Annotated in this window: 15 protein-coding genes and 1 pseudogene; 5 read left to right on the top strand and 11 right to left on the bottom strand. The window is 70.3% G+C overall.

All coding sequences use genetic code 11. From position 1 onward, the window contains the following. Positions 1–73 precede the first annotated feature (73 nt). Together ACE3N6_RS04585 and ACE3N6_RS04580 are read left to right on the top strand one after the other, a co-directional pair. On the top strand, positions 74–481 hold the full coding sequence (locus ACE3N6_RS04585; RefSeq protein WP_374243999.1) for a NusG domain II-containing protein: 408 nt from the start codon (positions 74–76) through the stop codon (positions 479–481). Further along, a complete protein-coding gene (locus tag ACE3N6_RS04580) occupies positions 462–1,010 on the top strand; it encodes a Gx transporter family protein (protein ID WP_374243998.1) in 549 nt (182 codons plus the stop codon). Before ACE3N6_RS04585 ends, ACE3N6_RS04580 begins: the two co-directional genes overlap by 20 nt. Here ACE3N6_RS04580 and ACE3N6_RS04575 read toward each other — a convergent pair. Continuing rightward, positions 978–1,451, bottom strand: coding sequence for a ribonuclease HI family protein (locus ACE3N6_RS04575; RefSeq protein ID WP_374243997.1), 474 nt, complete (start codon positions 1,449–1,451; stop codon positions 978–980). The two genes, ACE3N6_RS04580 and ACE3N6_RS04575, sit on opposite strands and share 33 nt — an antisense overlap. A 213-nt stretch (positions 1,452–1,664) precedes the next feature. Between ACE3N6_RS04575 and ACE3N6_RS04570 the strand changes: the two genes are divergently transcribed. Both ACE3N6_RS04570 and ACE3N6_RS04565 read left to right on the top strand, forming a co-directional pair. After that, the gene (locus ACE3N6_RS04570; RefSeq protein ID WP_374243996.1) at positions 1,665–3,446 is read left to right on the top strand and encodes a hypothetical protein; all 1,782 of its coding nucleotides are present in this window, start codon (positions 1,665–1,667) and stop codon (positions 3,444–3,446) included. A gap of 81 nt (positions 3,447–3,527) precedes the next feature. Then, a complete protein-coding gene (locus ACE3N6_RS04565; protein ID WP_374243995.1) occupies positions 3,528–4,730 on the top strand; it encodes a PEP-CTERM sorting domain-containing protein in 1,203 nt (400 codons plus the stop codon). 87 nt (positions 4,731–4,817) lie between these two features. Here the strand turns inward: ACE3N6_RS04565 and ACE3N6_RS04560 are convergent. From ACE3N6_RS04560 to ACE3N6_RS04515, 10 genes and pseudogenes are all read right to left on the bottom strand, one after another. After that, positions 4,818–4,946 (bottom strand): annotated as a pseudogene (locus ACE3N6_RS04560) (peroxidase); the annotation flags it as partial. A gap of 39 nt (positions 4,947–4,985) precedes the next feature. Further along, entirely contained in the window at positions 4,986–5,588 is a 603-nt protein-coding gene (metW, locus tag ACE3N6_RS04555) for a methionine biosynthesis protein MetW (RefSeq protein WP_374243994.1), read from the bottom strand. Positions 5,589–5,599: 11 nt separating this feature from the next. Beyond that, positions 5,600–6,733, bottom strand: coding sequence for a homoserine O-acetyltransferase (locus ACE3N6_RS04550; protein WP_374243993.1), 1,134 nt, complete (start codon positions 6,731–6,733; stop codon positions 5,600–5,602). A 171-nt stretch (positions 6,734–6,904) separates the two neighbouring features. Continuing rightward, positions 6,905–8,620, bottom strand: coding sequence for a phosphoenolpyruvate--protein phosphotransferase (ptsP, locus tag ACE3N6_RS04545; RefSeq protein WP_374243992.1), 1,716 nt, complete (start codon positions 8,618–8,620; stop codon positions 6,905–6,907). Positions 8,621–8,727: 107 nt separating this feature from the next. Then, complete coding sequence (locus ACE3N6_RS04540; RefSeq protein ID WP_374243991.1) at positions 8,728–8,997, bottom strand: HPr family phosphocarrier protein; 270 nt, start codon at positions 8,995–8,997, stop codon at positions 8,728–8,730. Positions 8,998–9,057: 60 nt separating this feature from the next. Then, a complete protein-coding gene (locus tag ACE3N6_RS04535; protein ID WP_374243990.1) occupies positions 9,058–9,441 on the bottom strand; it encodes a PTS sugar transporter subunit IIA in 384 nt (127 codons plus the stop codon). A 59-nt stretch (positions 9,442–9,500) separates the two neighbouring features. After that, positions 9,501–10,556, bottom strand: a complete 1,056-nt coding sequence (locus ACE3N6_RS04530) for an FAD:protein FMN transferase (RefSeq protein ID WP_374244000.1) — start codon at positions 10,554–10,556, stop codon at positions 9,501–9,503. Further along, on the bottom strand, positions 10,553–11,497 hold the full coding sequence (gene gshB / locus ACE3N6_RS04525; protein ID WP_374243989.1) for a glutathione synthase: 945 nt from the start codon (positions 11,495–11,497) through the stop codon (positions 10,553–10,555). The genes ACE3N6_RS04530 and gshB overlap by 4 nt, the downstream gene beginning before the upstream one ends. Before the next feature lie 12 nt (positions 11,498–11,509). Continuing rightward, positions 11,510–12,808: a glutamate--cysteine ligase gene (gene gshA / locus ACE3N6_RS04520; RefSeq protein WP_374243988.1), complete on the bottom strand. Its 1,299-nt coding sequence runs from the start codon at positions 12,806–12,808 to the stop codon at positions 11,510–11,512. Between the two features lie 132 nt (positions 12,809–12,940). Further along, positions 12,941–14,203: an Eco57I restriction-modification methylase domain-containing protein gene (locus ACE3N6_RS04515; protein WP_374243987.1), complete on the bottom strand. Its 1,263-nt coding sequence runs from the start codon at positions 14,201–14,203 to the stop codon at positions 12,941–12,943. Between the two features lie 254 nt (positions 14,204–14,457). On the opposite strand from ACE3N6_RS04515, the gene ACE3N6_RS04510 reads away from it, so the two are divergent. Beyond that, on the top strand, positions 14,458–15,351 hold the full coding sequence (locus ACE3N6_RS04510) for a GNAT family N-acetyltransferase (RefSeq protein WP_374243986.1): 894 nt from the start codon (positions 14,458–14,460) through the stop codon (positions 15,349–15,351). Positions 15,352–15,363 lie beyond the last annotated feature (12 nt).

Below are 15,363 nucleotides of genomic sequence, written 5' to 3'. Positions count from 1 at the left end.
CGAGCAGCTCGCCGAGCGCTTCCGCGAGACGGCCCGGGTGCTGGTGCGGCACCGCTCCTTCAAGACCTGACCCATGCCCGATCTGCCTGCCGTCCGCGGCTGGCTGGCCGCCTGGGCTGTTCACCTGCGGGTGGGCGACGGCGTCGTGCTGGCCCTGGCCCTGGCCTGCTGCGTCGGGTCGGCCCTCGTCCTGTGGCAGGGCGGGCGGCCCGACAAGGCCATCGTTAAGGCGGGCGGGCAGGTGTTCGCCGAGGTGGATCTCTCCGCGCCGCGCATCGTCGAGGTGCCCGGGCCGCTGGGCACCACGCGCATCGAGGTGCAGCCCGGCCGGGCCCGCGTGGCCAGCGACCCTGGCCCGCGCCAGTACTGCGTGCGCCAGGGCTGGCTGGCCAGCGCCGGGGCGGTGGCGATCTGCGCGCCCAATCAGGTGAGCCTCACCCTCTCCGGGCGGCGGGCCGACTATGACTCCCTCAACTACTGAACTCCGCCTCGTCCCCACCCCCGACGACCGGCGGGTGGCGCGTCACGCCGCCGCGGCCATCGTGCTCACCGTGGCCGAGGCGGCCATCCCGCTGCCGCTGCCGGGGGTCAAGCCCGGCCTCGCCAACATCGTCACCCTGGTGGTGCTGGCCCGCTGGGGCTGGCGCGAGGCCGCCTGGGTGGCGCTGCTGCGGGTGCTGGTGGGCAGCCTGGTGCTGGGGCAGTTCCTGGCGCCGGGTTTCTTCCTGAGCCTGGCCGGCAGCCTGGCCAGCCTGGGGGTGCTGGGGGCGGCGATGCACCTGCCGAGGCGCTGGTTCGGGCCGGTGAGCCACAGCGTGCTGGCGGCCTTCGCCCACATCGGCGGCCAGCTGGCGGTGGCCCGCCTGTGGCTGGTGCCCCACGACGGGGTGTTCTACCTGATGCCGGTGTTTGCGCTGGCGGCCACTGTCTTCGGGCTGGTCAATGGGCTGGTGGCGGCGCGCCTGCTGGATGCCGAGCTAGCGCCGCCGTCGCCGCGACGCGGGGCGTAAGGCGGGTTTGTCCGGCAGGCCGATGGCGGCCCGGGAGAGCCGGTCGGCGTCCGGGTTGCGGTGACGGGGCACCCACTCCAGGCGCACCGAGGCAAAGCGCGCCAGCAGGGCCTGTGTCTCGTCGATCAAGGCCAGCAGCCGTGGCACCCCGGTGTGCGCTTCGCCCCGCAGGTGGCGCACCGCGAAGTCGCTGTCGCCCATCACCACCAGATGCCGGGCGCCCGCGCCGAGGGCCTGCTCCAGCGCCCGGCCCAGGGCGAGCATTTCGGCCTCGTTGTTGCAGCCTGCCCGGCCGCCGGGCTCCGAGATCTCCACCTGCTGGCCGTCCGGCCCCCGCAGCACGGCGCCGAGGCCGATCCGCCCCGGATTGGGGCAGGCGGCCCCGTCGAACCAGATGTGCCACAGGTTGGCGGGCGGAGCGAGGGGAGCGGGCTGGGGCACGATGGCGAGGGGGATCGGCGGAAGTGGGCCAGCCCGGACTTTACGGGCTTCCGCGCGGTTTGTCGCCCAGGGAAGTTCCCGGTGAAATCGTCGTTTTTGTAAAAAATCACCAATCGCCCCGGGGCTACGGTAGGGCCCGACATATCTCGTGGCTAAATGACGGCCGAGATCAACCGGATTGCGGGCCATCGGCCCACGGCCAGACGTCCAGCCATGACCGAGCTACCCGAGAACGCCGCCCCTGCGCCGCCCTATCCCTGCCTTGCCCTGGAGCGGGGCTGCGTGCGCCGCTGGTTCGAGCTGGATTTCCAGGGGGCGCGGGCCGGCTTCCGGCAGCTACCGGAGGGGGGCGCCCCCGGCGTCGATCTGCTGTGCCTCGTGGACAACCCCTGCGCCGAGCTGTCGCTCCTGGCCGCCTGGCTGATCGGCCCGCCCGGCGACACCCACCCCGACCTCCAGGCCCTGGGCGTCGCCGCCGCCTGCGACGCCCTGCTCCGGGGCGAGGCCGGGCCGGAGCGGCTCGACACCCTGCGCAGCCGGCTCGGTGCGCTGATCGGCCTGGGGCGGGCCCTGTCGCCCCCCGCCCGCGCGGCCCTGCTGCTGCGCCAGGGCTTGCTGGCCCTGATCCTCGACAGCGACGCGGAGAAAGCCCGGGCCGCGTTTGCCGAAGGCGAGCGGATCGCCGTGGCGGCGGCCTCGCTGCCGCTGGAGCTGGTCCACCGGGCGCTGGCCAGCCTTGTCGACTGCCTCGCCGGCGAGGTGACCCGGGCCGACGTGCAGCTCTCCGACACCGAGCTGCTGTGCCACCTGGAGGGCGCCGGCCTGCTGCCGCGGGTGCTGGTGCATGGGGTGCTGGGGCTGGTCAGCCTGCTGCTGGGCGACGCCGCCCGGGCCCACGCCATCCTGAGCGCCGGGGCGGCCCTGCCGGGGGCGGACGCGCTGCCCGATGCGGTGACGCTGCCGCTGCTGGCCCACCGCATCTACGCCGCCGCCGACCTGGGCCGCCGCGACGAGACGCGGGCCCTCGCCCAGGCGCTGGGCGAGCGGGTGATCCCGGCCCGTAACGCGCTGCTCCAGGCCTACCGCCACCTCGCCCTGGGCACCCTGGCGCTGCGGGAGCGGCAGCCCCTGCGGGCGCTCGTGCATGCCGACGAGTGCCTGGGCGGCCCGCCCGACGACGCCCGCCTCACCGCCAGCGTCGCCCGCCTGCTGCGGGTGCAGGCGCTGGCCGACCTGCAGCGCGGCGCCGACGCGCAGGCCCTCGCCGCCCTCTGGGTGCCCCGCTGGCTGCACCTGGGGCTGCGCCGGCTGGCGGCGGTGGCTCGGCAGGAGCAGGCCATGCTCGAGCTGCGCGCCGGCGAGCTGGACCGGGCCCGGCGCGTCCTCGCCGCCGCCCGCGAGCTGCTGCCGGCCGGCGAGCGGCTGGTGCCCCTGCACCGCAGCGCGGCCTGGGTTGCCGAGCTGGAGGCCGTGCTCGCCCCGCCCTCCGGCGGCACGGAGGCGCCACCGCCGCGGGTCAACGTCCGCACCCTGGGCGAGCTGGTCGTGGAGATCGACGGCCGGCGCATCTACGACCGGGACTGGAAGGGCGTGCGCACCAAGATGCTGCTGATCGCGCTGATCTGCGCCGGCGGCCAGAAGGTGCCCGCCGAACGCCTCGCCGACATGCTGTGGCCCGATTCGGACGGCGCCCAGGCCATGCAGAACCTCAAGGTCGCCCTCCATCGCCTGCGCCGCCTGGGCCAGCGCGCCGGCGACCCGCCCCTCAACTGGGTGCACGTGAAGCACGGTCTGGTCACCCTGCCGCGGCAGCTGTGCCGGGTGGATGTGCACGAGCTGGAGGCGGGCCTGCTGGCCGGCACCCCGCCCGCCGCGCTGCCGGATGGCGGGGAGGACTTCCTCTCCCCGTCGGAGTGCCAGCCCTGGGTGGAGCGCTATCGCCGGCGCCTGCACGCCTTGCTGGCGCGGTGCGGGCACGGCGTCGCCCCCGGGTAACCGGTTTGGAACCGGCGCTTCGTCACACTCCGCCCTGCGGCAATGACAGCCGTTCCAGAACACAACACGGGGAGAAGTGAAATGCGTTTCATGACACGGACGGTGCTGATCGGGGCGCTGGGGATGGGGCCGGGCTTGAGTTTCGCCAATCCGGTCGATCCGGCGACCATCCTGCTGATCGCGGAGTACGCGGTCGAGGCGGTCAAGCTGATTTCCAACATCCCGACCACGGCGGCCACGTCGGGGGCCTCGGCGTCCTTCGCGCTGACCGATTCCCAGGGCAACCCGGCGAGCCTGTTCGCGGCCGACAAGCTCTACCGCGGCACGGCCGGCGCCACCGCGGCGGTGGATGTGAACAGCCACGTCTTCGGCTCGACCGCCACGGCGCAGGGCAGCACCAGCTGGAGCGCCAGCTTCCAGGTGACCCAGCCCGGCTTGTCCGGCATCTACCTGGGCTGGGCGCCCAGCGGCTCGGTGTCGGTGTACTCCAACTTCAACGCCACCGCGACGGCGCAGGTCAGCGCCGACCTGGGGCTCAACGGCCAGGGTCTGGATTCGGCGAGCATCCAGAGGAGCGTCTCCACCTTCACGTCGGATCGGTCGGACAGCGGGGCGCTGGCCGGGGGCAAGACCTTCGTCTTCGAGAACAGCCCCAAGGTGGGCGACGTCTACACCGTCACCGGCAGCCTCACGAGCTATGCCCACGCCTTTGGGGCGGCGGGGTCGGGCGAGGCCAGCGCGTCGGGGGCGGTGGGCTGGACACTGGTGCCCTTCCTGCTGCCGCGGCTGACGGTGGCCTCGTCGGTCAGCTCACCCCAGTCGATCGCCACGCCGACGACGGGCGCCTTCCCCAGCGCGCGGCCGTTCTTCGGGATCGCCGCCACCTTCGCGAACCCCAGCAGCAAGGATCTGACCGTGACGGGCGTGGATTTCGATCTCTACGAGCTGGACGCCGGCGAGGGGAGCGGCAACGACTTGATCGGCCACTACACCTTCGGTTTTGGCGCTGGCGATACACTTTTGGTGCCGGCCGGGCAGACTTTGTATCATGTCTTCTCGACGCCCATCACCCTGACCGCCGACCTGCTGAACGCCACCATCGACACGGCGACCGATCTGGCGCATCTCGATCTGGCGACGCGGGGCCGCTTCAGCTACCGGGACAACCTGGGCTTTACCGACACCGTGGCCTTCAGCAACGTGCCCGAGCCGGCGTCGGCCTGCCTGGCGCTGCTGGGGCTGGGGGTGCTCGGGGGCTTCGGCCGGCGGCGTCGGCAGGGCTGACGGCCGCCGCGGCCTGCGCCGGAGATGCGCCCGGCGCGCCGCGGATCGGCCCGGCAGCCGGAGCCTGCCGTCCTTCACCGGCGGGCACCGGAAGCAGGCGCCGGAGAGCGGCCGGGTGAAGCGGAAGAGGGCGTCGACGATGCCGTCCTCCAGCCCCACCATGCGCCGCAGCTGGGCTTCGAAGGCGTCTACGCGGTGGCCGAAGGCGACGAACATCAGGCCGGCGGGGGCGGGCGTGGCGTCCCCGCCGCGCGGTCAGCCAGCCTGGGCGTCGGCCCGGGCGAGCCGGTAGAGGGCCACGCTGGCAAGGAAGTTGGGCTCGTCCACGATCACCTTGTCCTCGTCGAAGGCCAGCCGCTCGCGGATCGCGATGCCCTCCTGGCCGCACAGGGCGTCGAAGTCGTCGATGGTGAAGAAGCGCACGTTGGGGGTGTCGTACCACTGGTAGGGCAGGTTCTTCGACACCGGCATGCGCCCGTTGAGGATGGACTGGCGGTGGCGCCAGTAGGCGAAGTTGGGAAAGCTGACCACGGCCTCGCGGCCGACCCGCAGCATCTCCTTGAGGATGCCCTGGGTGTTGTGCATGGCCTGCAGCGACAGGCTCATGATGACGTGGTCGAAGAAGCCGTCTTCGAAGCCGGCGAGGCCCTGCTCCATGTCGATCTGGATGACGTTGATGCCGTTCCTGGCGCAGGCCAGGACGCGCTCGGGGCTCTTCTCGACGCCGTAGCCGCGCACCTGGCGCACGTCGGTGAGGTAGCGCAGCAGGCCGCCGTCGCCACAGCCGAGGTCGAGGACACGCTCGCCGGGTTCGATCCAGTTGGCGATCACGTCGTAGTCGAAGCGGTGGAAGCTCATCGCGGTCGTCCTCAGGTGCGGATGTTGTCGATGTAGGCCCGCAGCACGGCGTGGTATTGCGGGTCGTCGAGGAGGAAGGAGTCGTGCCCGGCGGGGCAGTCGATCTCGGCGTAGCTCACCCGGCGGTCGCTGTGCATCAGGGCGTAGACGATCTCCCGGCTGCGGGACGGGGCGAAGCGCCAGTCGGTGGTGAAGGACACCACCAGGTAGTCGGCCCTGGCGCGGCCCAGCGCGGCCACCAGATCGCCGTTGTAGTCGAAGGCCGGGTCGTAGTAATCCAGCGCCTTGGTGGTGAGCAGGTAGGTGTTGGCGTCGAAGAAGCCGGCGAACTTGTCGCCCTGGTAGCGCAGGTAGGATTCGATCTCGAATTCCACGTCGTAGCTGAACACCGGCTTGTCGTGACGCAGCGCGCGGCCGAATTTCTGGCCCATGGCGTCGTCCGACAGGTAGGTGATGTGGCCGATCATCCGCGCCAGCGCAAGGCCGCGGGTGGGCACCACGCCGTGCTCGTAGTAGTGGCCGGCGTGGAACTCCGGGTCCTTCAAAATCGCCTGGCGGGCGACTTCGTTGAAGGCGATGTTCTGGGCGGTGAGCTTGGGCGCCGAGGCGATCACCAGGGCGTGGGCGACGCGGTCGGGATATTGCAGCGTCCACGACAGGGCCTGCATGCCGCCCAGGCTGCCGCCCACCACCGCCGCGAAGCGTTCGATGCCGAGGCGATCCGCCAGCCGGGCCTGGGCGTCCACCCAGTCTTCGACGGTGACGAAGGGGAAATCGGCGCCCCACGGCTTGCCGGTGGCCGGGTTGGTGGCGTTGGGGCCCGAGCTGCCGTAACAGCCGCCCAGGTTGTTCACCCCGATCACGAAGAAGCGGTTGGTGTCGAGGGGCTTGCCGGGGCCGACCAGGTTGTCCCACCAGCCGACGCTGCCGTCGGCGTGCTCGCCGGCCACGTGGTGCGAGCCGGACAGGGCGTGGCACACCAGCACCGCGTTGCTGCGGGCGGCGTTGAGGGTGCCGTAGGTTTCATAGACGAGGTCGTACTGGGGCAGTACGCCGCCGCTCTTGAGGGGCAGGGGGTCGCTGAAGTGTGCCGTCTGGGGTAGGACCAGACCGACCGATTGTGCGAGGGGTTGCGCTTCTTGCATTCGTGTTTCGTCCCAAAAACGAAAAACCCAGCCGGCGAACGGTCGCGGACTGGGCTGCCGTCGCTTTAGCCGTACTTTTAAAGCGCCCGCAAGCTGAAGGGTTCAAATCGGCGCTGAGAACCAAGATTAGCGCGATGGCCGGGGGCAAGTCAAACCCCGCCGCGCCACCGCCTAGAGCTTCTCGACGGCCTCGCGCAGCCGGTCCGGGTCGTCCAGCTTGAGCAGGCGCTGGACCTTGGGGGTGAGGTCGGCGGCGTCGGCCCGCAGGATGGCCTGCTTCACCTCGAGGATCTGCGCCGGGTGCATCGAGAACTGGCGCAGGCCCATGCCGATCAGCAGCCGCGCGCAGTCCGGGTCGCCGGCCATCTCGCCGCACACCGAGACGTCCACCCCGGCCTTGGCGCCGGCCTGGATGGTCTGGTGGATGAGCCGCAGCACGGCCGGGTGGAGCGGGTTGTAGAGGTGGGCGACGGCTTCGTTGCCCCGGTCGATGGCGAGGGTGTACTGGATCAGGTCGTTGGTGCCGATCGACAGGAACTGCAGGCGCTTGGTGAAGGCGCCCAGGCACAGGGCCGCGGCGGGCACTTCGATCATGCCGCCCACCGGCACGGCTTCGTCGAACTTGATCTTGCGTTCGCGCAGCTGGGCCTTGGCCTTTTCGAGCAGGACCAGGGTCTGGTCGATCTCGTGGCTGCTGGCCAGCATCGGGATGAGGATCTTCATCCGGCCGAAGTGGCTGGCCCGGAGCAGCGCCCGCAGCTGGGTGAGGAACATCTTGGGCTCGGCCAGGCAGTAGCGGATGGCGCGCAGGCCGAGGGCCGGGTTGTCTTCGGCGCGGGTGGCGCCTTCGAGTTCCTTGTCGGCGCCCACGTCGAGGGTGCGCACGGTGACCGGCTTGCCGGCCATGGTCTTGACCACCGCCTTGTAGGCTTCGAACTGCTCGTCCTCGTCGGGCCAGGTGTCGCGGCTCATGAAGAGGAACTCGGTGCGGAACAGGCCCACGCCGTCGGCCTCGACGCCCTTGGCCTGGATGGCGTCCGGGGGCAGCTCGATGTTGGCGAGGATCTGCACCTCTTCGCCGTCGAGGGTGGCGGCGCGGGTGGACTTGAGGCGCTTGAGCTTGGAGCGTTCGAGTTCGACGGCGGCCTTGCGCAGGCGGTATTCCTCGAGCACCCGCTCGTCGGGGTCGACGATGACGACGCCGCGGATGCCGTCGATGATGATGAGTTCGTCGTCCTTCACCACATGGCGGATGTGGCGCAGGGCCACCACCGCGGGGATCGACAGGCTGCGGGCGACGATGGCGGTGTGGCCGGTGGGGCCGCCTACGTCGGTGATGAAGCCGGCGACGGCGTGATCCTTGAAGCCGATGGTGTCGGTGGGCGAGAGATCGTGGGCGACGACGATGGTGCCCAGGCCGTCCTTGCGCTTGGGCGGCAGGTGGCCCGGGTGGCCCAGCAGCACCTTGACGACCCGCTCGACCACCTGCACCACATCGGCCTTGCGCTCGCGCAGGTAGGCGTCCTCGATGGCCTCGAACTGCTCGACGAGCTGCTCCATCTGCTGCACCAGCGCCCACTCGGCGTTGGCGCGGCGGGTGCGGATCAGCGCCTCCGCGGCGTCGACCAGCATCGGGTCTTCGAGGAACATGATGTGCATGCCCAGGAAGGCGTCGACCTCGGACGGTGCCGAGCCGGAGACTGCCTTGAGCCCGATGAGTTCGGTCTTGACCGTGGCCACCGCGCTGCGCAGCCGGGTGACTTCGGCCTCCACGTGCTTGGGCGCCACGGTGAAGTGGGCGACCTCAAGCAGGGCGTGGGAGACCAGGTGGGCGTGGCCGATGGCGATGCCCTGGGAGACGGCGAGACCGTGGACGGTGAAGCTCATGGCGGGGCCTTTATGGGTGTGGGCGGCAGGTGGAGGCGCGGAGGGCGCTGGGGCGGGCCGGGTGCTTGCCTACCCATTTCCCGGTTCCCAATGCCCCGTTCCCCGCCTTACTCCCCTTCGCCGAACTTGTCGGCGATCAGGGCCTGGATGGCGGCCATGGCCTGGTCGGCGTCGGCGCCGTCGGTGTCCACCACGATGGTGCTGCCCTTGGCGGCGGCGAGCATCATGACGCCCATGATGCTCTTGGCGTTGACCCGCCTGCCGTTGCGCTCCAGCCAGACATCGCAGGCGTAGGCGCTGGCGACCTGGGTGAGCTTGGCGGAGGCGCGGGCGTGCAGCCCGAGCTTGTTGATGATGTTTGCTTCCTGGCGTGGCATTGCGCTTGTCTTCCTTCCTCGCTGGTTCTTGTTTTTGTGGTGACCGGTGGGGTGCTGCTTCTACTTCATGTGGACGACGCCTTCGCAGGCGCCGGCGATGGCTTTTTTGAGCAGGACATCCATGCTGCGTTCGCGGTAGGTGATGACCCGCAGCAGCATTGGCAGATTGACGCCGGCCACGCCCGCGATGCGGCCGGGCTCGAGGAGCTTGGCGGCGATGTTGGCGGGGGTGGCGCCGAGGATGTCGGTGAGGATCAGGACGCCGCTGCCGTCATCCACCAGTTCGGCCAGGCGGCGGGCGAGGGGCAGGGCGTCGAGGGGGTCGTCCTGACCGGCGACACCCAGCTGCAGGAGCTGGGGCGGGCGACGGTTGAGCACGTGGCTGGCGCACTGGATGAGCGCTTCGCCGAGGCTGCCGTGGGTTATCAAGAGGATCCCGATCATCCGACCCATTCTAACCAATGTGCGCCGGCCGGCAAGCCGAAAAAAGCGGGGTATTTGTATCAGTTAACGACGCTGGCGGGGGCGATGCCTGCGCCGTACTGCAGCCGGCCGTGCAGGGCGCGGGTGACCTCCACCTTGCCGTCGGCGCCCACCCGCAGGGCGTGGTCGATGCCGAAGCGGCCGGCATAGTCGCGCCAGCGGTCGCCGCTCAGGTAGACCGGCTTGCTGGCAGCGTCAGACAGGGTGCCGGTGCCGGTGGGGCGGGGGGTGATGAGGAGGGTGACGGCCTGGGTCCCCTTGGCGGGGTGGCCGGTGCGGGGGTCGAGGAGGTGGCAGTAGCGCTCGCCGTCGAGTTCGAAGTAGCGCTGGTAGTCGCCGGAGGTGCCGATGGCTTCGCCGTCGCGCAGGGGCAGGGTGGCCAGCGGGCGCGGTTCGCGGGGGTGCTGGATGCCGACCCGCCAGGGCTGGTCGCCCTTGCTGCCCAGGGCCAGCACGTTGCCGCCGATGTTGATGAGGGCGTTGCCGACGCCGTGGGCCTTGAGGATGGCGGCGGCGCGATCGAGGGCGTAGCCCTTGCCGTAGCCGCCCAGGTCGAGTTGCACGGCGGGGTTGCGGCTGCTCACCTTGCCGTTCTCGATGGTGAGGTCGGCCATGGTGGGGTGGGCGCGCACCAACTCGGCGAGCTTGGCCGGATCGGGCCGCACGGGCACGAAGGTGTCGGTGTGAAAGCCCCACAGGGCGATGAGCTTGCCGAGGGCCGGGTCGAAGAGCTGGTCGCCGGTGGCGGCGATGGCCTGGGCGTCGGTGAGCATCGCAGCCAGTTCGGGCGAGACCGGGATGGCCCGCTGGCCGGCGGCGATGGCCTGGTTGAGGGCGGTGAGTTCGGAGGGTTCCCAGGCGTGGTAGGCCCGGTGCAGGCGGTCGAACTCGCGCAGCACTTCGGCCACGGCGGTGCGGGATTTGTCTTCGGAGGCGTCCCAGGTGAGCACCTCGACGCGGGTGCCGAAGACGTAGGATTCCTGCTGGTGGATGCGCTCCCGGCTGCAGCCGGCGAGCAGCCCCGCCGCGAGGGCGAGGGCGGCCAGCCAGGCGGCGGCGCGGGGCAGGGCGTTCAGGCGCACGCCGCCTCGAGGGCGTCGATCACCGCGCCGGGCACGTCGAAGCCGGTCTGGTCGGTGATCTCGACCATGCAGGTGGGGCTGGTGACGTTGATCTCGGTGAGGCGGTCGCCGATCACGTCGAGGCCGACGATGAGCAGCCCGCGCGACCACAGGATGGGGGCGAGGTATTCGGCGATGGCGCGCTCTCCGTCGGTGAGGGGCATGGCCACGCCACGCCCGCCGGCGGCGAGGTTGCCGCGGGTCTCGCCGGCCATCGGGATGCGCGCCAGCGAGAACGGGATGACCTGCCCGCCGATCACCAGCACCCGCTTGTCGCCGCCCGCGATGGCCGGCAGGTAGGCCTGGGCCATGATGGTGCGGCGTTCGTCCTGGGTGAGGGTCTCGATGATGACGTTGCGGTTGGGGTCGTCGGCGCGGACGCGGAAGATCTGGCTGCCGCCCATGCCGTCGAGGGGCTTGAGGATGGTGTCGCCGTGGGCGTCGATGAAGGCGTTGATGTCGGCCGCGGCGCGGGCCACCCGGGTGGCCGGGGTGAACTGCGGGAACTCGGTGATGGCGAGCTTCTCGGAGTGGTCACGGATGGAGCGCGGGTGGTTGAAGATGCGCGCGCCGGCCTGCTGGGCGCGTTCGAGCAGCCAGGTGGCGGTGACGTACTCGAAGTCGAAGGGTGGGTCCTGACGCATCAGCACGGCGTCGAAATCGGTGAGGGGCATCGCCGCCTCGGGCCCGCTGGGGGCGTACCAGGCGTGGTCGAAATCCGACACGCCGATGGGCAGGCAGCGGGCCGAGACGACGCCGCCTTCCCAGGTCAGGGCCTCGCGCTGAATGGCGAAGATCTCGTGGCCGCGGCGGGCGGCGGCCCGCATCATGGCGATGCTGGAATCCTTGTAGGCCTTGAGGCGGTCGAGGGGGTCGAGGATGAAGGCGAGTTTCATCGGGCGGTTCCGTCAGGCGGTGGCTTCTTCGAGGGGCTGGGGTTCGGTTTCCTCGATCTCGACCGAGGCGGCCAGCAGCGCCAGCCGGGCCACCACGCCGTAGGCGTAGAAGCGGTTGGGCGGCGCGTCGGGGCTCTGGTTGCAGTCGGGCAGGCTGCAGGGGGCTTCGAAGGCCAGGGGCTCGAAGTGCATGCCCGGGGCGTTGAGGTTCTCGTCGCGACCGCGCTGGGTGTGGACGCGGTAGAAGCCGCCCACCACGTAGTGGTCCATCATGTAGACCACCGGCTCGGCCACCGCGCCGTTGAGGGTCTCGAAGGTGTGCACGCCTTCCTGGATGATGACGTCGTGCACTTCCAGGCCTTCCTTCACCACGCTCATCTTGTTGCGCTGCTTGCGGTTGAGGCCGATCAGCTCGGACGCGTCCTTGACCGTCATCACGCCCATGCCGTAGGTGCCGGCGTCGGCCTTGACGACCACGAAGGGCTCGTCGGCGACGCCGTATTCGGCGTACTTGGCGCGGATGTCGGCCAGCATGGCGGAGACCTTGTCGGCGAGTTCCTGTTCGCCGGTGCGGGCGTGGAAATCGAGGCCCGAGCAGGTGTCGAAGGCCGGGTTGATGCGCCAGGGGTCGATGCCGATGGCCGCGCCGAAGTCGCGGGTGACGCGGTCGTAGGCGGCGGCGTGGTTGGACTTGCGGCGGGTGTGCCAGCCGGCGTGCACCGGCGGGATCACCCATTGGTCGTGGAGATTCTTCATCAGCGCCGGGATGCCGGCGGAGAGGTCGTTGTTGAGCAGCACCGCGCAGGGGTCGAAATCCTTCAGGCCGAGGCGGCGGCCGTTGCGGATCAGCGGTTCCAGGGTGAGGGTGGCGCCGTTGGCGAGTTCGACCACGGTGGGTTCGGTGATCTCGGGCAGCAGGCTGCCCAGGCGCACCTCAAGGCCGGTGAGACGCAGGATCGACACCAGCTTGGCCACGTTCTGCAGGTAGAACTGGTTGCGGGTGTGGTTCTCGGGCACCAGCAGGATCGACCGGGCGCCGACGCAGATGCGCTCGATGGCGGCCTGGGCGGCCTGCACGCACAGGGGCAGGAAGGCGTCGTTGAGGTTGTTGAAGCCGCCCGGGAAGAGGTTGAGATCCACCGGCGCCAGCTTGAAGCCGGAGTTGCGCAGGTCGGTGGAGCCGTAGAAGGGCGGCAGGTGTTCCTGCCACTGGGTGCGCATCCAGCGTTCGATGGCACAGGCGTTGTCGAGTAAGTGCTTTTCCAGCTCCAGCAGGGGGCCGGTGAGCGCGGTGGTGAGATGGGGGACCATGGAAACCTCGCGGACTGTTCTCGAAGGGGTGATGCGTCGGGCAGACCGCGGCGCAGCAGCACCGTGGACCCGCGCGGCCCGTGATTGTTCTGGCCGGATGTTACACCATCCGTCCGGCCGGCCCGGCAGGGCTCAGCCCGGGTCTGGCAGGAAGGCGCGGAAGCGCTCCGGCAGCAGCGCGTACTGCAGGCTGCGCTGCGAGAACAGGTAACGGCCATCGCAGACGAAGCCCTGGTCGGCCCAGTCCACGTTGTTGAGGGCGTCGCGGAAGGCGTCCAGATCCACGTCCTGGCGATGGGGGAAGACGCCCAGCACCGCGCCGTCGAAGTGCACGCAGGGGTGCACGAAGAAGGGGCTGGGGCGGCGGGTCTTGGTGTTGACGTAGACCCGCGGGGCGTCGGTCTGGGGGTAGCCGCGGCCCCAGTGCCACCAGTTGGTCTCGTCGAAGTTGCGGATCCGGCGGGCGATGAGCACGTCCCGGTGGGGCAGTAGCGCGGCCGGCGCGGGGCGGTCGGGGTCGCACCAGATCATCCGGCGGGTCTGGCCGGTGCGGGCGGTGGCCGAGCTGACGAAGTCCCGGTTGCCGTGGGCCTCGCTGGTGTAGATCGAGTCGAAGCCCGACACCGCGCCCACCCGCACGTTGGCCACGTCGGCAAGGCTCAGGCCGTACTCCCCGTGGGAGAACAGCAGGTGCCCGGCGCTTTCGAGGAAATTGCGCCGCTGCCAGTGGGGGTGTTCCAGGCTGTGGACGAGGTCGTCGCCCTGGCTGATCCGCGCCCAGGCGGTGTGGTGGCCAGTTTCGCCCAGCTCGTAGCGCCAGATCAGGCAGTTGGGCAGGGCGTCGGGAAACACCCGGGCGTCGCCCAGCTCGATGGCGTGGGTGATCGTGCCGTGCCGGTGCAGCCAGCGGTTGAGGGGGCGGGCGCTGGTGGCCTTGAGGAAATCCCGCGGGGTGATGAAGATCAGCTCGCCGCCGGGTCGCAGGTGGCGGACGCACTTCTCGATGAAGAAGTGATACAGGTTGCTGCGCCCGTCGAAGCCGTCCTGGCGCAGCAGCCTGCGGGTGGAGGGCGCGATGTCCTGGTAGCGCACGTAGGGCGGGTTGCCGATCACGGTGTCGAACTTCTCGCTCTCCGGGTAGGCGAAGAAATCCATGTTCAGCGCGCCGGGCGGACAGTGACGGGGGTCGAACTCGACGCCGACCGCGTGGTGCATCGCGCGCAGGAAGGCGCCGTCGCCGCAGGAGGGCTCGAGGGCCCGGCCGGTGTTCTGGCGCAGGCGCAGCATCGCGCGAACCACGGGCTCCGGCGTGAACACCTGACCGAGGCGGGCGACGTCGGTCGGGTTGGGGGAAGTCGGCGGAGGGAGTGGAGCGGGCGGAGCGGGATGGGCCATGGCTGCAGACAGTGGCGCGAAGGTCTGGCGCGCATTGTGCAGGAAGCGTCGGCGAGGGGCCAGCGTTGCCCAAGCTGAGAACAAAGAGCGCCCCCACGTGCTGAATACCGCGCGCCAACTGTGTATAACTCTTCGTCATCGAAACGTGAGGCGCGTTGCGCGAGACATGGGCATAATACGGCCCAGGCTTGTCGGGCTCTCGAGACCCGCGTCGTTACGTGTTTTGAGCCTCCCCGCTATTTTGAAGGCATCTTATGAGTCACACCCCGGGCAGACGCCTGTCGTTGCCTTTCGTTTTTCGTGGTCAGCGCCGCTTCTCGGTGCCGCTCGACCTCGCGGTCTGTCAGACGACGCTCACCGACGTACTCGCCGGCAACGCCCGCGAGCTGGCGGTCCGGCCCTTGCCCGCCGGGCTTGACGGTCATCTGCTGTGCGGGGTCATCGACCAGGGCTGGCGCACCCACAGCGTGCTGGACGACCGGGTGATGTACGTGGTCAAGCGCGACGTGTGGCACTACCTGGCCTGGCCCGGCGCCTACGAGGCGTATCTTGAAGGGCGCTTCTCGGCCAAGACCCGCGAATCCTTCGCCCGGGACGAGGCCCGTTTCGTCGAGGCGTTCGGGGTGGATGGCGCGCGGCTGGATCTCCAGGCCTACTGCGCGCCGGGCGAGATCGAGACCTTCGCCCGGTACGCGGCGATCGTGAGCCCCGGCTATGCGCCGGGCAGCGCGGTGCGCGACGCCGCGGTCGAGGGGCGGCTGCACGGCCTGGTGCTGTTCGCGGCGGGGGCGCCGGTGGCCTTCGTGTGCCTGGAGGCCGTGGGCGAGACCCTGCAGTACATGGCCGGCGGTGAGCGCGACGACTTCCGTCAGTGGTCGGCCGGCACCATCGTGCATCTGGCGGCGCTGCGGCAGCTCTTTGCCGACGGTCGCTTCCGCTTTCTGGATTTCCGCCCGGGCGAGAGCGAGGTGAAGCGGCAGTTTGCCAACGGCTCGCTCCGCTCCGCGGCGGTGTTGCAGTTGAAGCGGAACCCGTTTTACAGGCTCCTGCTTGGTCTGCATGCGCTGCTCCAGCGTCAGTCCGACGACAACACCGCCACCCAGGCGGTCAGCGAGGAAATCCAGACCCTGCTCGGCGAGCGGGCCTGACGTGGGGGCCGG

The organism is Zoogloea sp. (assembly GCF_041904905.1).
In the GTDB taxonomy this organism is placed as follows: Bacteria; Pseudomonadota; Gammaproteobacteria; order Burkholderiales; family Rhodocyclaceae; genus Zoogloea.
The sequence above is the reverse complement of the archived record's forward strand: the minus strand, read 5'-3'. Positions and strand labels throughout refer to the sequence as shown.

Bases quoted from the DNA above. Each gene is read 5' to 3' on its own strand.
- ACE3N6_RS04550 (WP_374243993.1), bottom strand. From the start codon at position 6,733: ATGCAAGAAGCGCAACCCCTCGCACAATCGGTCGGTCTGGTCCTACCC.
- ACE3N6_RS04570 (WP_374243996.1), top strand. From the start codon at position 1,665: ATGACCGAGCTACCCGAGAACGCCGCCCCTGCGCCGCCCTATCCCTGC.
- ACE3N6_RS04510 (WP_374243986.1), top strand. From the start codon at position 14,458: ATGAGTCACACCCCGGGCAGACGCCTGTCGTTGCCTTTCGTTTTTCGT.
- gshA (WP_374243988.1), bottom strand. From the start codon at position 12,808: ATGGTCCCCCATCTCACCACCGCGCTCACCGGCCCCCTGCTGGAGCTG.
- ACE3N6_RS04535 (WP_374243990.1), bottom strand. From the start codon at position 9,441: ATGATCGGGATCCTCTTGATAACCCACGGCAGCCTCGGCGAAGCGCTC.
- ACE3N6_RS04565 (WP_374243995.1), top strand. From the start codon at position 3,528: ATGCGTTTCATGACACGGACGGTGCTGATCGGGGCGCTGGGGATGGGG.
- gshB (WP_374243989.1), bottom strand. From the start codon at position 11,497: ATGAAACTCGCCTTCATCCTCGACCCCCTCGACCGCCTCAAGGCCTAC.
- ACE3N6_RS04515 (WP_374243987.1), bottom strand. From the start codon at position 14,203: ATGGCCCATCCCGCTCCGCCCGCTCCACTCCCTCCGCCGACTTCCCCC.
- ACE3N6_RS04540 (WP_374243991.1), bottom strand. From the start codon at position 8,997: ATGCCACGCCAGGAAGCAAACATCATCAACAAGCTCGGGCTGCACGCC.
- metW (WP_374243994.1), bottom strand. From the start codon at position 5,588: ATGAGCTTCCACCGCTTCGACTACGACGTGATCGCCAACTGGATCGAA.
- ACE3N6_RS04580 (WP_374243998.1), top strand. From the start codon at position 462: ATGACTCCCTCAACTACTGAACTCCGCCTCGTCCCCACCCCCGACGAC.
- ptsP (WP_374243992.1), bottom strand. From the start codon at position 8,620: ATGAGCTTCACCGTCCACGGTCTCGCCGTCTCCCAGGGCATCGCCATC.
- ACE3N6_RS04585 (WP_374243999.1), top strand. From the start codon at position 74: ATGCCCGATCTGCCTGCCGTCCGCGGCTGGCTGGCCGCCTGGGCTGTT.